The 13,536-nt window shown below is 64.2% G+C and carries 18 protein-coding genes; 4 read left to right on the top strand and 14 right to left on the bottom strand.

All coding sequences use genetic code 11. The features are described from left to right. The first annotated feature begins 22 nt into the window (after positions 1 to 22). On the top strand, positions 23 to 616 hold the full coding sequence (locus JC616_RS23205; RefSeq protein WP_227105704.1) for a DJ-1/PfpI family protein: 594 nt from the start codon (positions 23 to 25) through the stop codon (positions 614 to 616). A 45-nt stretch (positions 617 to 661) separates the two neighbouring features. Here the strand turns inward: JC616_RS23205 and JC616_RS23200 are convergent, their stop codons facing one another. The 7 genes from JC616_RS23200 to JC616_RS23170 all read right to left on the bottom strand — a co-directional run bounded on the left by JC616_RS23200 (position 662) and on the right by JC616_RS23170 (position 3,900). Next, positions 662 to 1,123 (bottom strand): CYTH domain-containing protein, encoded by a 462-nt coding sequence (locus JC616_RS23200; protein WP_166450475.1) that lies wholly within the window; start codon positions 1,121 to 1,123, stop codon positions 662 to 664. 63 nt (positions 1,124 to 1,186) lie between these two features. Then, positions 1,187 to 1,657 carry a hypothetical protein gene (locus JC616_RS23195; protein ID WP_227105702.1) on the bottom strand — a complete coding sequence of 157 codons (471 nt, stop codon included), beginning with the start codon at positions 1,655 to 1,657 and terminating at the stop codon, positions 1,187 to 1,189. 13 nt (positions 1,658 to 1,670) lie between these two features. Further along, positions 1,671 to 2,117: a CopD family protein gene (locus JC616_RS23190; protein WP_199225954.1), complete on the bottom strand. Its 447-nt coding sequence runs from the start codon at positions 2,115 to 2,117 to the stop codon at positions 1,671 to 1,673. Beyond that, entirely contained in the window at positions 2,084 to 2,473 is a 390-nt protein-coding gene (locus JC616_RS23185) for a VOC family protein (RefSeq protein ID WP_227105700.1), read from the bottom strand. The genes JC616_RS23190 and JC616_RS23185 overlap by 34 nt, the downstream gene beginning before the upstream one ends. Beyond that, entirely contained in the window at positions 2,470 to 2,826 is a 357-nt protein-coding gene (locus JC616_RS23180; RefSeq protein ID WP_107801188.1) for an MmcQ/YjbR family DNA-binding protein, read from the bottom strand. Before JC616_RS23180 ends, JC616_RS23185 begins: the two co-directional genes overlap by 4 nt. A 2-nt stretch (positions 2,827 to 2,828) precedes the next feature. Continuing rightward, positions 2,829 to 3,647, bottom strand: a complete 819-nt coding sequence (locus JC616_RS23175; RefSeq protein ID WP_227105698.1) for a M48 family metallopeptidase — start codon at positions 3,645 to 3,647, stop codon at positions 2,829 to 2,831. A gap of 88 nt (positions 3,648 to 3,735) precedes the next feature. After that, positions 3,736 to 3,900 (bottom strand): rubredoxin, encoded by a 165-nt coding sequence (locus JC616_RS23170; RefSeq protein WP_039756174.1) that lies wholly within the window; start codon positions 3,898 to 3,900, stop codon positions 3,736 to 3,738. 108 nt (positions 3,901 to 4,008) lie between these two features. Here JC616_RS23170 and thiD point away from each other — a divergent pair, with 108 nt between their 5' ends. Together thiD and thiE are read left to right on the top strand one after the other, a co-directional pair. After that, the gene (gene thiD / locus JC616_RS23165; RefSeq protein WP_227105696.1) at positions 4,009 to 4,851 is read left to right on the top strand and encodes a bifunctional hydroxymethylpyrimidine kinase/phosphomethylpyrimidine kinase; all 843 of its coding nucleotides are present in this window, start codon (positions 4,009 to 4,011) and stop codon (positions 4,849 to 4,851) included. Continuing rightward, positions 4,835 to 5,461, top strand: coding sequence for a thiamine phosphate synthase (gene thiE, locus JC616_RS23160; RefSeq protein WP_227105694.1), 627 nt, complete (start codon positions 4,835 to 4,837; stop codon positions 5,459 to 5,461). Before thiD ends, thiE begins: the two co-directional genes overlap by 17 nt. A gap of 71 nt (positions 5,462 to 5,532) precedes the next feature. Here the strand turns inward: thiE and JC616_RS23155 are convergent, their stop codons facing one another. Both JC616_RS23155 and JC616_RS23150 read right to left on the bottom strand, forming a co-directional pair. Beyond that, the gene (locus JC616_RS23155) at positions 5,533 to 5,817 is read right to left on the bottom strand and encodes a hypothetical protein (RefSeq protein WP_146176757.1); all 285 of its coding nucleotides are present in this window, start codon (positions 5,815 to 5,817) and stop codon (positions 5,533 to 5,535) included. Positions 5,818 to 6,203: 386 nt separating this feature from the next. Next, a complete protein-coding gene (locus tag JC616_RS23150; RefSeq protein WP_107801184.1) occupies positions 6,204 to 7,001 on the bottom strand; it encodes a hypothetical protein in 798 nt (265 codons plus the stop codon). 391 nt (positions 7,002 to 7,392) lie between these two features. Between JC616_RS23150 and JC616_RS23145 the strand changes: the two genes are divergently transcribed. After that, positions 7,393 to 7,764, top strand: a complete 372-nt coding sequence (locus tag JC616_RS23145) for a cupin domain-containing protein (protein WP_227105692.1) — start codon at positions 7,393 to 7,395, stop codon at positions 7,762 to 7,764. Here the strand turns inward: JC616_RS23145 and JC616_RS23140 are convergent. The 5 genes from JC616_RS23140 to JC616_RS23120 form a co-directional block, all read right to left on the bottom strand. Further along, positions 7,718 to 8,566 carry an amidohydrolase family protein gene (locus JC616_RS23140; protein ID WP_227105689.1) on the bottom strand — a complete coding sequence of 283 codons (849 nt, stop codon included), beginning with the start codon at positions 8,564 to 8,566 and terminating at the stop codon, positions 7,718 to 7,720. The genes JC616_RS23145 and JC616_RS23140 overlap by 47 nt on opposite strands. A gap of 11 nt (positions 8,567 to 8,577) precedes the next feature. Continuing rightward, on the bottom strand, positions 8,578 to 8,841 hold the full coding sequence (locus JC616_RS23135) for a hypothetical protein (RefSeq protein WP_107801181.1): 264 nt from the start codon (positions 8,839 to 8,841) through the stop codon (positions 8,578 to 8,580). 39 nt (positions 8,842 to 8,880) lie between these two features. Continuing rightward, entirely contained in the window at positions 8,881 to 10,149 is a 1,269-nt protein-coding gene (locus JC616_RS23130; RefSeq protein WP_107801180.1) for an MFS transporter, read from the bottom strand. A 76-nt stretch (positions 10,150 to 10,225) separates the two neighbouring features. After that, complete coding sequence (locus tag JC616_RS23125; protein ID WP_199225953.1) at positions 10,226 to 10,960, bottom strand: GntR family transcriptional regulator; 735 nt, start codon at positions 10,958 to 10,960, stop codon at positions 10,226 to 10,228. Positions 10,961 to 11,348: 388 nt separating this feature from the next. Next, entirely contained in the window at positions 11,349 to 13,370 is a 2,022-nt protein-coding gene (locus JC616_RS23120; protein ID WP_227105687.1) for an NADPH-dependent 2,4-dienoyl-CoA reductase, read from the bottom strand. Between the last annotated feature and the right edge of the window lie 166 nt (positions 13,371 to 13,536).

Raw genomic sequence — 13,536 nt, 5'->3', positions numbered from 1 at the left:
CATTTTCGATAGAGAACGCGTCATGAAAAAAGCCGTATTTTTCTTATTGGATGAGTACGCCGAGTGGGAAAGCGCTTTTCTGTCCAGCCGGCTGGCGATGAGCAAGCAGTGGTCGGTGGCCACGGCCTCCTTGGAGCGGGGCATGTGCAAATCCATGGGCGGTTTTACAACGGTTGTTGACTACGCGCTGATGGATATTCCCGGCGATACCGCGCTGTTGGTTTTAGTCGGCGGCAACGCCTGGAGCCTGGATAGCTCTGAGTTGAGGGAGAGGGTTGCCGCTTGCTTGGCAACAGGGGTTGTCGTGGCGGCAATCTGCGGTGCGGTGGATTTTTTGGCGCGGAACGGCTTGTTGAATGATTATCGCCACACCGGCAATGCTCAGCATTTGTGGGCGGAATATCCGGAATATCGCCATCACGCGGGCTTTATCGCAGCGCAAACGGTGCGGGATAGAAACCTGATCACAGCGAATGGAACCGCGGCCATGGAGTTTTCGGAAAGCGTATTAAAATCTTTGCACGCGGGTGATTCGGCGGAAATAGAGATGGAGCATAAGTTATTTAAAATGGGCTACCATGATTACGTTCTGCAATATGGCAACCCATTCGCATAGCCTTGATCCGAGCCATCGCTAATCCATGGCGTCAGGCCGGCAAGACTACCAGCGGCTATAGGGGTTCTTGGACAGATAGGCGTTGGTGTAGCGGCCGTCCTCGGTGACTTCCTCGCCTATCCAGGCCGGCTGGTCGAATGAGGTGCTTTCATCCGGCAGCTCGATTTCGGCCAAGACCAGGCCGGCGTTGTCGCCGAAAAATTCGTCCACTTCCCAGATGAAGCCGCCGTGCTCGATGCGGTGGCGCAGCTTGTCCACCACCATCGGGCACATCGCTCCCATGATGGTTTGCGCGTCGGCCAGCGGCACCGGGTATTCGAACTCGTGGCGGCTGACGTTGCTGATATTGCTTTTCAACGTCAGCCAGGCCTGATCTCCGACCACGCGCACGCGCACGGTGCGTTCCTTTTCCACCGACAGATAACCCTGGCGGTATTGCACGCCTGGGGCCAGGCCGCGCCAGGCGTCGCCTACGACGATGAAGCGGCGTTCGATTTCCACTGCCATTTTATATCTACTCCAGCCGGTTCAACGCTGTATCGCCGCAGCGCAGCGGACATTGAACAGCTTCTAATGGGCGATCTGTTCGCCCTTGGGTTTACCACAGGCTTCCGCCCGCGGCGAGATCTGCAGATACAGCGACAGGCTGCTTTGCTGAGAGACTACGCCGCTGCTCTGGCCGTAAGGCGTGGCGCGTTGCGGCCAGCTCCCCACCAATTCCGGCTGCGCGCCGATCAGGGTCTGGGCGCTGACCACGCGTCTGCCGTCCTGGTCGCTCCAGCTGGCGTTGGCGTTCAGCAAGGGCTTGTGCTGGGCGCGCGCCGCGGAGACGGTGCCGCCGATGCTGAGCAGGGCGTCGCCGACCTCCCGCTGGCCGGAAAAAGCGCCCTTGGCGTCCACGCACATCGGCAGCCGCAGCAGCTCCGCGCCGTCGCGGCGCAGCGTGGCCACCACTTCCGGCGGCAGCGCCGGTTTGGGCGGCAGCGGGGTGGCGGCCCAGGCGGGCAGGCAGCCCAGCCACAATGCAATCCATTTGCGCATGCGATCCATCTCCTCAGAACGGTTTGACCACCACCAGAATCACCACCGCCAGCAAGACCAGCACCGGCAGTTCGTTGAACACGCGGAACCAGGTATGGCTGCGGCGGTTGGTTTTGGCGGCGAAGTCGCGGTAGAGCTTGCCGCAACAGCCGTGGTAGCCGACCAAGAGCAGCACCAGGGTCAGCTTGGCGTGCAACCAGCCGCCGCCGATGCCGAAGCCCAGCCACAGGCCAAGACCGGTGGCCAGCGCCAGCGCGGCCAGCGGGGTCATGAAGCGGTAGAGCTTGCGCGCCATCAGCAGCAGGCGCTGGTATTCGGCGTCCTGTTCCGCCAGCGCCAGATTGACATAGAGGCGCGGCAGGTAGAACAGCCCGGCGAACCAGGACACCACGAAAAAGATGTGAAAGGCTTTCAGGTAAAGGTAGCTCACGGTGTCCTTGTCCTTGTGGCGGGCGTCCATGGGCCGCGCAAACCGATGCAATTGCCCCATGGGTCCCGCAATTGGCAGATGCCCTGTTGCGCTTCTATCGCCAGCGGGCCGCGATACAAGGCGGCGCCCAGGCCGGTCAGCCGATGGATGTCGGCGTCCAGGTCGCTGCTGCGCCAATAGACGACGCTGCCGGCCGCGCCGGAGCCCACCTTGGCGTCGGCCCGCACGATTTCCAGCCGGACGCCCTGCCATTCCAGGCAGGCGAAGTCGAAATCGGGCAGGTCTACGGCTTGCGCCGCTGGAAAAGCCCGTTGATACCAGGCGAGTCCGGCGCGCCAATCGGCGACGTGAATCAGCACCGCGGCGATGGGGCCGGCTGCGCTCATGCGCTGGCCTCGTAGCGTTGTCTGACCGCCTTGGGCAGCTTGGCCAGCACCAGGCGCCGCGCGTCGGCGAGGCCGTCGTGCAGCTGCTCCAGGCTCAGCGCCTCCAGCGACGACACTTCTATCCAGCGCGCCCGCGCCAGATACGGCGCCGGCCGCACCCCGGGCAGGCCGCTGAGGACGAGAAAATCGTCGTCGGCCACCTTGTACATCACCGTGTCGTCGTTGAACAAGGCGAACATCTTGCTTTCCAGGCTGAGCACGCGCCGGGTTTCCCACTTGATGTCGAACTGGGCGCCCGGCAAGGCGCGGGCCTGGGCCAGCAGCGCGTCCATATCCTCTTTGCGCAAGGGCATGTTCAGCCTTTCTTCGCCGCCTGGTACAGCGGCATCACTTGCGGGATGCGCTGCTGCAGGTCGTGGATGCGGGTGGGGCCGGACGGGTGGGTGGACAGGAATTCCACGCCGCCGCCGTTGCCGGCCGCCTGCATTTTGTTCCAGACGTTGACCGCGGCGTTGGGGTCGTAGCCGGCGCGCGCCATCAGTTCCAGGCCCATGATGTCGGCCTCGGATTCCATGGTGCGGCTGTTGGGCTTGGACAAGGCCACGTCGGCGGCCATCGCCGCCATGTCCAGCTGGTTCTGCCTGAGGCCGGCCACCGCGCCCACCAGCGACAGACCCACTTGCTGCGCATAGGCCTGGCTCATGCTTTCGCGCGAGTGCTCGCGCAATGCGTGCGAGATTTCATGGCCGATGACGGCCGCCAGTTCGGCGTCGCTCAGCTTGAGCTTGGTGATCAGGCCGGAGTAGACCATGATCTTGCCGCCGGCCATCGCGTAGGCGTTGGGTTCGTCATTGCGCATCACATTGACTTCCCAACGCCATTTGGCGGCGTCGGGGCGGAATACCGGCGCCTGGGCGATCAGGCGCTGAGAGATTTTGCGCACCCGCGCCGTCATCGCCGCGTCGGCGTTGAGCTGGCCGCCGGCGCGCGCCTTGCCCAGCTGCTGGGCATAGGATTTGGCCGACATCTGCTCCACTTCCTGGCTGGACAGCAGCATGGTTTGACCGCGGTTGACGCCGACGGCGCCGCCCTGGGTGGTGTTGACCTGGGCACAGCCGGCGAGGGCGGCGGCGACCAGCAGGCCGGCCAGGGTTTTGCTCCAGAAACTTTTCATTGCGGTATGGCCTCTTGAGCGCCGGACGCCGCCTGAACGGCGAGCTGCGGCGCGGCGGGAAATCGCGGCGGACGCGGGCGGCGCCGGCTCAGATTTCCACCATTTCGAAATCGTCTTTGCGCGCGTCGCAATCCGGGCAAGTCCAGTTGGGCGGAATGTCTTCCCACTTGGTGCCCGGCGGGATACCATCCTCCGGACGGCCGGCTTCCTCGTCGTAGATAAAGCCGCAGATCAGACACATCCAAGTACGCATCGCATCACCTTGTGATCGAGTAAAACAGTTATTCTAAGAGTGGTCCGCGACACTGACAATGCGCCCGCCGGCCGCTCCGCCCATATACAGAACGAAGAGGTTTCCGTCTTGACCACTCAGCCCACTCCTCCCGTGGTCCTTACCCTGGCGGGCTCGGACCCTTCCGGCGGCGCCGGCATCCAGGCCGACATTCTGACGCTGGCCAGCCTGGGATGCCATCCTTTGTCGGTGATCACCGCGATTACGGTGCAGGATACCGTTGGCATCAATGACTTTATGGTGCTGGACGCGGACTGGGTCAATGACCAGGCGCGTTTTCTGATGGAAGACATTCCGGTCACCGCTTTCAAGATCGGCATGTTGGGCAGCGTGGAGAACGTGGCGGTGGTGGCGCAGCTGATCGCGGACTACCCGGACATCCCGGTGGTGCTGGATCCGGTGCTGGCCAGCGGCGGCGGCCACGAGTTGGCCGACGAGGACCTGATCGCCGCGATGCGCGACATGCTGATTCCGCAGGTGTCCATCCTGACGCCCAACAGCATAGAAGCGCGGCGCATCGCCAGCAACGACGCCGACGAGGACGAGGATCTGACGCTGGAGCAGTGCGCGCAGCGCATCCTGGCGCTGGGCTGCCCGCACCTGCTGATCACCGGCACCCACGAAAACACCAAGGAAGTGGTCAACCAGCTGTACGGTCCCGGCGGCCTGGTGCGCTCCGACGCCTGGGAGCGTCTGCCGGGCAGCTACCACGGCTCCGGCTGCACGCTGGCCTCGGCCATCGCCGGCATGCTGGCCACCGGCCTGCTGTTGCCGGAAGCGGTGCGGGAGGCGCAGGAATACACCTACCAGGCCTTGCTGAACGGTTTCCGGCCCGGCATGGGCCAGTTCCTGCCGGATCGGATGTTCTGGGCGCGCGGCGACGACGAGGACGACGATGCCGGACAGGCTTAAGGGGCTGTACGCGATCACGCCGGACACCGAGGACAGCGCGCGGCTGCTGAGCCTGGCGCAGGCGGCGGCGCCGCACATCGACATCCTGCAATACCGCAACAAGAGCGAGGACGCGGTTTTGCGTCTGGAGCAGGCGCAGGCGCTGGCCGAGCTGTGCCGGCGCAAGGGCGTGGTCTTCATCGTCAACGACGATGTGGAGCTGGCGGCGCGCGTCGGGGCCGACGGCGTGCATCTGGGCCGCGACGACGCCGCCCTGAGCGCGGCGCGGCGGCGGCTGGGCGCCGGCGCGCTGATAGGCGCGTCTTGCTACGACAGCCTGGAACGGGCGCGACGGGCGGCGGAGGCCGGCGCCAGCTACCTCGCCTTCGGCGCGGTGTTTCCGTCCGGCACCAAGCCGGACGCGGCGCGCGCAGGGCTGGGTCTGTTCTCCGAGGCGCGCAGCTTGGGCGCGCCCCTGGTGGCGATAGGCGGCATCCATGCCGGCAACGCCGGACAGGCGCTGGCGGCCGGCGCGGACGCGATCGCGGTGATAGGCGGCGTGTTCGGCGCGCCGGACCCGGCCGCCGCGGCCGGGGAACTGGCGGCGATATGCCGCCGGGGCGGCCGCTGAAAGCAAAACCGCCGCGCAGGGCGCGGCGGTTGGAGGATGCTCGGGTTCGGGTTTGGCGTCTGTTCGCGGTCTTAGACCTGGCTGGGTCGCGAACTGCCGTCGATCAAGGCCTTGCTGACCTCGCCGGGCTTGATGATGCCGTGTTCCACGCTGTAGGCCAGCAGCTCCAACAGGTAGTCGTGACGGAAAATCAACGATCCTTCCCATTCGCTGCCTTGCTCGCCCTGGATGGCGGGCAGGGTGATGATCACGCGTTCGCCGTCTATCGTGTCCAGCGCGAAGGCCTCCACGTTTCTGGCGATTCCCGATAAGGATCTTGCAGAATGCTTGCCATAATTCAAGGCGCGTATGCTCATTGCTGACTCCTGTCGCATCATGGTTTCTCTTTGGCCCGCGTTGATCTTGAAATGGCCGCCGCTTCGCCGTCCTGGCGTCGCCTTGCGACGCCCGCCTGAGGCGGCGCGCAGGCGGGAGGCGCTTGGCGTTGCGCAAGGGCTGGATTTGGCGGCGTTTCAAGTTTTTTTATTGTCGAGCGGCCGGCATCCCGATAGTGCGTCGCGGCGTCACGCTTGAGGCGCGAACCGGCGAGATGCGTCGGCCGCCCGGCTTCGCCGCGTGATGGGCCGGCGATATCGGCATGGGATGGCAGTCCGGCCGCGCGGTGTACCGCTCCAGGCTCAGAGCATAGCGTTTTTATGCTTATGGGGTAACTCCAGAAAAATGGAGAATACCCAGTTGGATATCACAGCTGTTTGGAACCGATCAGCCGGCTAAAAAGCGAGGTCGGCATTTTGCGGTGCATGCCGGCAGCAATCAGCGCATCGCATAATTCGGCGCGTCGTTGCGAGGGCAGGCCCAGTTTTTCGCAGATATAGTTTTTGCTCTTGATAATAGAATCCGCCACCCGGGTTTTGGGCTTGGGCCGATATTTGTTCATGAAGTCGGCGATTTGCTTGAAGTCCCAATTCAGCAGCATCAGGAAGCAGACTTCCTGTTCGTATTCCGTCAATTCCACGTCAAGCAGTTTCAATTCGCCCTGCACCTGTTCTATGCTGCAGCCGGCGCCGAATTCCAAAATGTAATTGGGCATCAGGTTGATGAAGTTGGCGATCTCGATTTCATGCGCGTAATAGATGGTGCCCAGGATGGAGCGCGTCGCCTCGTGCTTGAGCAGATGCTTGGAGAACACCCGCGCCTTGAGGCCGTCTCCGTATTCATGCACGTTGAGGATGGAGACCTTGCGTGTCGGATCGCAGGTTTGCATCAGCGCCAAGTCTTCCTGCACATAGCAATCGGCGAACTGGGCGGTGCCTTCGCAGGGCATTTCCTTGTCCAGACGGTCCACCACGTCATCTCCGCGCTTGAGCGCCACGATTCTGGCGTAGGCGTCGCTGGACGCCAGATGACGGGAGTTGGCGTCTTTGGCGCCGACGATCATGTCGGTCTGGCCGGATATCTGGGTGACGGATTGGCGGAACTGAGCCACGAATTCGCTTTGCTCTTCGGTGAAGCGTTCAGGGGAGACGAGCTGATAGTCCATAATGTGCGCCTGGTGCGGAGGTTGGTCATGTCGGGGTGCGCTGTCTTGGCCTCGCTGTCGCGTCGGCCGCCGTCCAATGGTTGCTGAGCGTTGGCGAGATGCTTGGAATGGCGTTGAAACCGGTTTTGAAACGCGGCGCGCCGTATGCGCGCGCGTTCCTAAGGCCGCAACGCCGTGTCTCGCTCTTGTTCGCTAAGCTTTGAACAGGCTCTAAGCTGGGCACTTATAGATTTTTTGTTCCGATAGTGTCAATGCGAATGGCCGTTTGGCCTTGATTAACTGTACTAAAGGATTAAGGCGCACGGAGAAGGCGCATAAGGCGCGCAGGTTTGAAATAATAGCTCGCTTTTAATGTTTGTTTTGTCCGCTATTACGGTTTGTTAGGAATATCATGAAGGTGATTGATTGGCAGTTGGAACTTGAAAACGGCGTTTACGACAAGAGCGTGGGCATCAAGATTTTGAAATTGGCCGGCGACGCCGGCTTCAGCACGTATTTAACCGAAATCGCCCCCGGGGTGGCCATCAACGGTCATTATCATCGTCATGGCGACGAGCACTACCATATCGTCAGCGGCCGAGGCGAGATGAGGCTGGTGGATGTGGCCACCGGGGCGGCGCGCGCCCATGAGGTGGCGGAGCGGAGCTCCTTCGTGGTGTCGGCCAATACCCAGCATCAACTCAGCAATACCGGCGCCGCGCCGCTGGTGTTGATGTTCAGCTGTCCGGCCAGTCATTTGGCGGAGGATCGCCACTTTCTGTAGCCGCGTCGAAGCGGAACAGCCGGGCGGGCGTATCGTGAGTGATGCGTCGGCGGCGTTCCGCGTCCGGCAGCCACTGTTCCAACAGCTCCAGCGTGCGGGCGTAGCGGATGGAGCCGAATTGAGTATGCGGCCAATCGCTGCCCCATAGCAGCCGCCCCGGCCCCAGCGCGCTGTCCAGCAGCGGCAGCGCGGCGCGGGCGATGTCCTCGCCGCGGCCGGCCAGGCCGTTGCGATAGGCCGCGGAAATCTTGACCCAGACGCGGCCGCTGGCCGCGCCGGCGTCCAGCATGCGGCGGAAGCCGGGATCGTCCACCCCCAAAGCAGGATGCGGCCGGCCGAAGTGGTCGATGACCACCTTGACTCCGGCGTCCAGCAGCGGCGGCAGCAAGACCGGCCAATCCTGCGCCGCGCGGTGCACCTCCACTTGCCAGTCCAGGCTGGCGGCATGCGCCAGACAGCGCCGCCACGCCGGCGAGTGCAGGTCCGGCAGCGGCCGGCCGATCAGATTCAGCCGCAGGCCGACGACGCCGGCGTCGTCCATCGCGCGCATGGCCGGCAGCGGACAGTCCGGGGCGATCACCGCGATGCCGCGCAGCCGCCCCTCGCTCTCGCGCAGCCCCTGCAATAAATAGCGGTTGTCCGTGCCCAGAAAGCTGGGCTGCACCAGGACGCCGCCGGCGATGCCGAACTGATCCAGCTGAGCCAGATAGGCTTGCAAGGGGGCGTCCCGGTACGGCTTGTAGCGCAGCGGGGCGGTACCTATCAGCTGACGCAGAAAGATGTGGGCGTGCCCGTCTATCATCGGCGCCGGGTTCAGCCGCAGGCCTGACAGGCACCGCCGCGCACGGCGCCCAGGTCCAGCGCCGCATCGATGTCGGCGGCGTCCAGCACTTTATGCCGGATGCTGTGGGACAAGAGGGCGAGCAGGTAGTCGCGCCGGAAAATCGGCGAGCCCTCCCATTCGCTGCCGGCCGTGCCCAGGATGATGGGCGAGGTGATGATGACCCGCTCGCCCTGGATGGTGTCCAGGGCGAACTCGTCATCGGTGATCTGGTTGGCGATTTCGTCTAATGCCATGGTGACCTCACAATTTCAATAAAATGGCGCGTCCGCCGTTCAGGCCGAGGCGCGGGCGTCGCGGGCTTCCGGTCCGCGCGGGTCCGGCAGCGTGTCGTTCAGCGGCTTGCCCTTGGTTTCCGGCAGGCAGAACACGGCCAGCGCGACGATGGCGTAAGCCATCGCGGCGCTGACGCCGATGGAGGCGCCCAGGGTCCAGCTGTCGCTCAGATAGCCGACCAGCAAGGGAAAGCCGGCGGACAGGATGCGGCCGAAGTTGTAGCAGAAGCCCACGCCGGCGCCGCGCATGCCGCTGGGGTAGAGCTCGTTGAACAGCGCGCCCAGGCTGGAGGGAATGCCGGCGGCGAAGAAGCCCAGTGGAAAGCCCAGGAACAGCATCAGCGGATTGCTCAGCGGCGCGAACACGTAGATCAGCACCGTGGCCACGCAACAGACGGAGAACAGCAGCAGGTTGAGACGGCGGCCGATGCGGTCCAGCAGGTAGGCGCTGGCCATGCAGCCGCACCAGAAGGCGACGATGATCACCGCCAGATAGCCGCTGGTGCCGAGAATGGACAAGTGGCGCTCGGTCTTGAGGAACATCGGCAGCCAGGTCATCAGCGCGGCGTAGCCGCCGTGCGCGCCGACGCCGATCAAGGAGCCGATCAGGGTCATGCGCAGCACGTCGGGTTTGAAGATGTCCAGCAGCGGCACCGCGGGCGCGGCCTGGCGTTCGCGGCGCGGCGGTTCCGGAATGTGGCGGCGGATATAGATGATGAAGAAGGCCGGCAGGATGCCGATGCCGAACATCACGCGCCAGGCGATTTCCGCCGGGAACAGCAGGAAGATCGCCGAGTACAGCAGCACCGACGCGCCCCAGCCCACCGCCCAGGCGCTTTGCACCGAGGCCATCGCCTTGCCGCGGTGTTCCGGCCGGATGATCTCCGCCATCAGGACCGCGCCGGCGGCCCACTCGCCGCCGAAGCCGAAGCCCTGCAGCGCCTTGAACACCAGCAATTGCTCATAGCTTTGGGCGAAGCCGGACAGTAGGGTGAACAGCGAGAACCAGACGATGGTGATTTGCAGCGCCAGCACCCGGCCGACGCGGTCCGACACCGCGCCCATGATCCAGCCGCCCAGCGCCGAGGCCACCAGGGTCACGCTGCCTATCATCCCGGCTTCCGCCTTGCTCAGGCTGAAGGCGGCGATCAGCGCCGGGATGGCCAGGCTGAACATCTGCACGTCCAGCGCGTCCAGCGCCCAGCCGCCGAAACAGCCCCAGAAGGTCTTGCGTTCGCCCGGCGAAACCTGCTTATACCAATGCAACATGATGCTGCCCTTTATGGTTCTTGCTTGTTGTCGATGCGTCGCCGCGCGCCGCTGCCACGGCGCGGGCGGCGCGGAATCAGCGGATGTCCGCCTGATAGCGGAATTTATCGGCGCGGCCGCGCACGCTGCGCCATTCCAGCGGGCTGCCGTCATAGGCCTTGGCCAGCCGCTCCAGCACGATGGCCGGGGTGCCGGGCGCGAGTTGCAGCAGTTCCGCGTGCGGCGAGGCGATGGCTTCCGCGGTCAGGATTTCACGCGCGGAGGCCACCACCTGATGACAGCAGTCCTCGTACAGCGGATAGAGCAGGTCGCCGAAACTGGGTAGCGGGATGGCCAGCAGCGCCTGGAAACGCGTCGCCGGCAGCCAGATGGACTCGGCCAGCAAGGGCTCGCGGTCCAGATAGCGCAAGCGGGTCAGGTGGATGGCCTGTGCGCCCGGCGATAGCTGCAGGCTGTCGGCGATGGCCGGCGGCGGAGTCAATTGCTCGCGGTGAAGGATTTTCGCTTCCGGGATGCGGTAATTGCCCGCCGCGTCGTGAAAGCGGAAAAAGCGCAGCAGCGAGGATTGGAAGTTGGCCGGTTTGATGAAAGTGCCCTTGCCTTGGCGGCGTTCCACCATCTCGTCGGCCACCAATTGATCCACCGCCTTGCGGATGGTGCCGATGGAGGTGTGGAAGCGTCCCACCAGCTCCGCCTCGGTGGGAATCGCTTCGCCGGGTTTCCATACCCGGTTGGCGATGTCGCGCGCCAAAGCGTCGCGCACTTGCTGGTACAGAGGCAGGCGGAGGTCCGCCTGACGCATGTCGGTCATATGGTCATATATATGAATTAATTCGATGGCCGCAACGATGACAAATTAATGAACGCCAAACAAGAGCTAAAACGTTTTATCAGGGCCGATCTGTACTAAAGGACGGTGTTTTGCGCGGAAAAGCGCGGGCGGGGATGGCGGGGGCAGCGTACAGGCCCGGCGGAGCCGGGCCTGAGAGCCTGTTTACGATCTGCTGCGCGTCGGCGATACGGCGTTGAAAATGGTTTCGAAATGCTCATGTACCGTCTGTACACTCCGCTTTCTCAACCGTTTTCGCCTTGTTCCGCCTTAGCTCGCGAGATCGTAAACACGTTCTGAGAGCCTGCTTACGGCAGTCCGGCGGCCATGTCTTTACGGCATGGCCGGCCGGCGAGAGGGCGGGCGGAAATCAGATGCGGGCGGCCAGGCGCGAGCCTTGATCGATCGCCCGTTTGGCGTCCAGTTCGGCCGCCACGTCGGCGCCGCCGATCAAATGCACGCTCTTGCCGGCGGCCTGCAGGGGCGCCTGCAGCTCGCGCAGCGGATCCTGGCCGGCGCAGATGATCACATTGTCCACCGGCAGCAGCTGAGCCTCGCCTTTGACCGTGATGTGCAGGCCGGCGTCGTCGATCTTGTCGTAGCTGACGCCGGACAGCATGCGCACCCGCTTCATCTGCAGGCTGGCGCGGTGAATCCAGCCCGTGGTCTTGCCCAGGCTTTCGCCCACCTTGCTGGTTTTGCGCTGCAAGAGGTAGACCTCGCGCGGGCTGGGGTGCGGTTGCGGGCCTTGCGGACTGAGGCCACCCGGATGCTCCACCGCCATGTCCACGCCCCATTCGCGCATGAAGGCGGCGGTGTCCAGCGAGCTGGACTTGCCTTCGTGGGTCAGGAATTCCGCGGTGTCGAAGCCGATGCCGCCGGCGCCGATGATGGCGACGCGCTTGCCCACCGCCTTGCCGTACTTGAGCACGTCCAGGTAGTTGAGCACCTTGGGATGGTCCACGCCGGGAATCTCCGGCGTGCGCGGCGCGATGCCGGTGGCCAGCACCACTTCGTCGAAGCCGGCCAGGTCCGCCGCGGCCACTCGAGTGTTCAGCCGCTGCTCCACCCCGGTTTGTTCCAGCTTGCGCTTGAAGTAGCGCAGGGTTTCGTAGAACTCCTCCTTGCCGGGAATGCGCTTGGCCACGTTGAACTGGCCGCCGATTTCCGCCGCGGCGTCGAACAAGGTCACTTGATGGCCGCGCTCCGCCGCCACCGTGGCGAAGGCCAGGCCGGCTGGGCCGGCGCCGACCACGGCCAGCTTCTTGGCCTGGGCGGTTTTTTCGTAGTTCAGTTCGGTCTCGCGGCAGGCGCGCGGATTGACCAGGCAGCTGGTCAGCTTGCCCTGGAAGATGTGGTCCAGACAGGCCTGGTTGCAGCCGATACAGGTGTTGATCTCGTCGCCGCGGCCGGCGGCGGCCTTGTTGACGAAGTCCGGATCGGCCAGGAAGGGGCGCGCCATCGACACCATGTCGGCGCAGCCGCCGGCCAGGATCTCTTCGGCCACTTCCGGGGTATTGATGCGGTTGGTGGTGATCAGCGGAATCTTCACCTTGCCCATCAGCTTCTTGGTGACCCAGGCGAAGCCGCCGCGCGGCACCATGGTGGCGATGGTGGGCACCCGCGCCTCGTGCCAGCCTATGCCGGTATTGATCAGCGTGGCGCCGGCCTTCTCGATCTCTCCGGCCAGATGCGCCACCTCGTTCCAGGAACTGCCGTCCTGCACCAGGTCCAGCATGGACAGCCGGTAGATGATGATGAAATCGCTGCCCACCGCGGCGCGCACCGCTTTCACGGTTTCAATGGCGAAGCGGATGCGGTTTTCAAAGCTTCCGCCCCAGTCGTCGCTGCGCTTATTGGTGGCGCGGGCGATGAACTGGTTGATCAGATAGCCTTCCGAGCCCATCACCTCCACGCCGTCGTAGCCGGCCTGCTGCGCCAGCCGCGCGCAGCGGGCGAAGTCGGCGATGGTTTGCCAGACGTCGGCGTCGGACAGCTCGCGCGGCTTGTAGAAGTTGATCGGCGCGATCAGCGGCGAGGCGGACACGCATTTTTCCTGGAAGCTGTAGCGGCCGGAGTGCAGGATTTGCAGCGCGATCTTGCCGCCGGCGGCGTGCACCGCGTCGGTGACCAGCTTGTGGTGCGGCACTTCGGCCTCGTCGGCCAGCATGGACGCGCCTTCGGCGACACAGCCCTCCGGATTGGGGCCGACGCCGCCGGTGACGATCAGGCCCACGCCGCCGCGGGCGCGCTCGGCGTAAAAGGCCGCCATTTTCTCAAAGCCTTGCGGGGCTTCTTCCAGGCCGGTGTGCATCGAGCCCATCAGCACGCGGTTTTTCAGCGTGGTGAAGCCCAGGTCCAGCGGGGCCAACAGGTGCGGGTATGCCGTCATGTTTTCGTCCTCGTGTAGATTTCTCGCGCAGATCATTGTGGCCGCGGCCGCCGTCCGGCGCCAGCGCGGCGGGCAAGTGTTTGATTGCTTGGGCTTGCCGGTGTTGGCGTTGAAGATACTTACTAGTAAGTAAGGTGTCAATCGGCCTTGAGGCCAAGCTTGCCGC

The sequence above is a fragment of the Chromobacterium rhizoryzae genome (assembly GCF_020544465.1).
In the GTDB taxonomy this organism is placed as follows: Bacteria; Pseudomonadota; Gammaproteobacteria; order Burkholderiales; family Chromobacteriaceae; genus Chromobacterium.
Note: the sequence above shows the minus strand (reverse complement) of the source record. Positions and strands in the feature narration are given on the sequence as shown.

Coding starts and splice junctions, on each gene's coding strand:
- JC616_RS23205 (WP_227105704.1), top strand. CDS start 23: ATGAAAAAAGCCGTATTTTTCTTATTGGATGAGTACGCCGAGTGGGAA.
- JC616_RS23200 (WP_166450475.1), bottom strand. CDS start 1,123: ATGGCAGTGGAAATCGAACGCCGCTTCATCGTCGTAGGCGACGCCTGG.
- JC616_RS23195 (WP_227105702.1), bottom strand. CDS start 1,657: ATGCGCAAATGGATTGCATTGTGGCTGGGCTGCCTGCCCGCCTGGGCC.
- JC616_RS23190 (WP_199225954.1), bottom strand. CDS start 2,117: ATGGACGCCCGCCACAAGGACAAGGACACCGTGAGCTACCTTTACCTG.
- JC616_RS23185 (WP_227105700.1), bottom strand. CDS start 2,473: ATGAGCGCAGCCGGCCCCATCGCCGCGGTGCTGATTCACGTCGCCGAT.
- JC616_RS23180 (WP_107801188.1), bottom strand. CDS start 2,826: ATGCCCTTGCGCAAAGAGGATATGGACGCGCTGCTGGCCCAGGCCCGC.
- JC616_RS23175 (WP_227105698.1), bottom strand. CDS start 3,647: ATGAAAAGTTTCTGGAGCAAAACCCTGGCCGGCCTGCTGGTCGCCGCC.
- JC616_RS23170 (WP_039756174.1), bottom strand. CDS start 3,900: ATGCGTACTTGGATGTGTCTGATCTGCGGCTTTATCTACGACGAGGAA.
- thiE (WP_227105694.1), top strand. CDS start 4,835: ATGCCGGACAGGCTTAAGGGGCTGTACGCGATCACGCCGGACACCGAG.
- JC616_RS23155 (WP_146176757.1), bottom strand. CDS start 5,817: ATGAGCATACGCGCCTTGAATTATGGCAAGCATTCTGCAAGATCCTTA.
- JC616_RS23150 (WP_107801184.1), bottom strand. CDS start 7,001: ATGGACTATCAGCTCGTCTCCCCTGAACGCTTCACCGAAGAGCAAAGC.
- JC616_RS23145 (WP_227105692.1), top strand. CDS start 7,393: ATGAAGGTGATTGATTGGCAGTTGGAACTTGAAAACGGCGTTTACGAC.
- JC616_RS23140 (WP_227105689.1), bottom strand. CDS start 8,566: ATGATAGACGGGCACGCCCACATCTTTCTGCGTCAGCTGATAGGTACC.
- JC616_RS23135 (WP_107801181.1), bottom strand. CDS start 8,841: ATGGCATTAGACGAAATCGCCAACCAGATCACCGATGACGAGTTCGCC.
- JC616_RS23130 (WP_107801180.1), bottom strand. CDS start 10,149: ATGTTGCATTGGTATAAGCAGGTTTCGCCGGGCGAACGCAAGACCTTC.
- JC616_RS23125 (WP_199225953.1), bottom strand. CDS start 10,960: ATGACCGACATGCGTCAGGCGGACCTCCGCCTGCCTCTGTACCAGCAA.
- JC616_RS23120 (WP_227105687.1), bottom strand. CDS start 13,370: ATGACGGCATACCCGCACCTGTTGGCCCCGCTGGACCTGGGCTTCACC.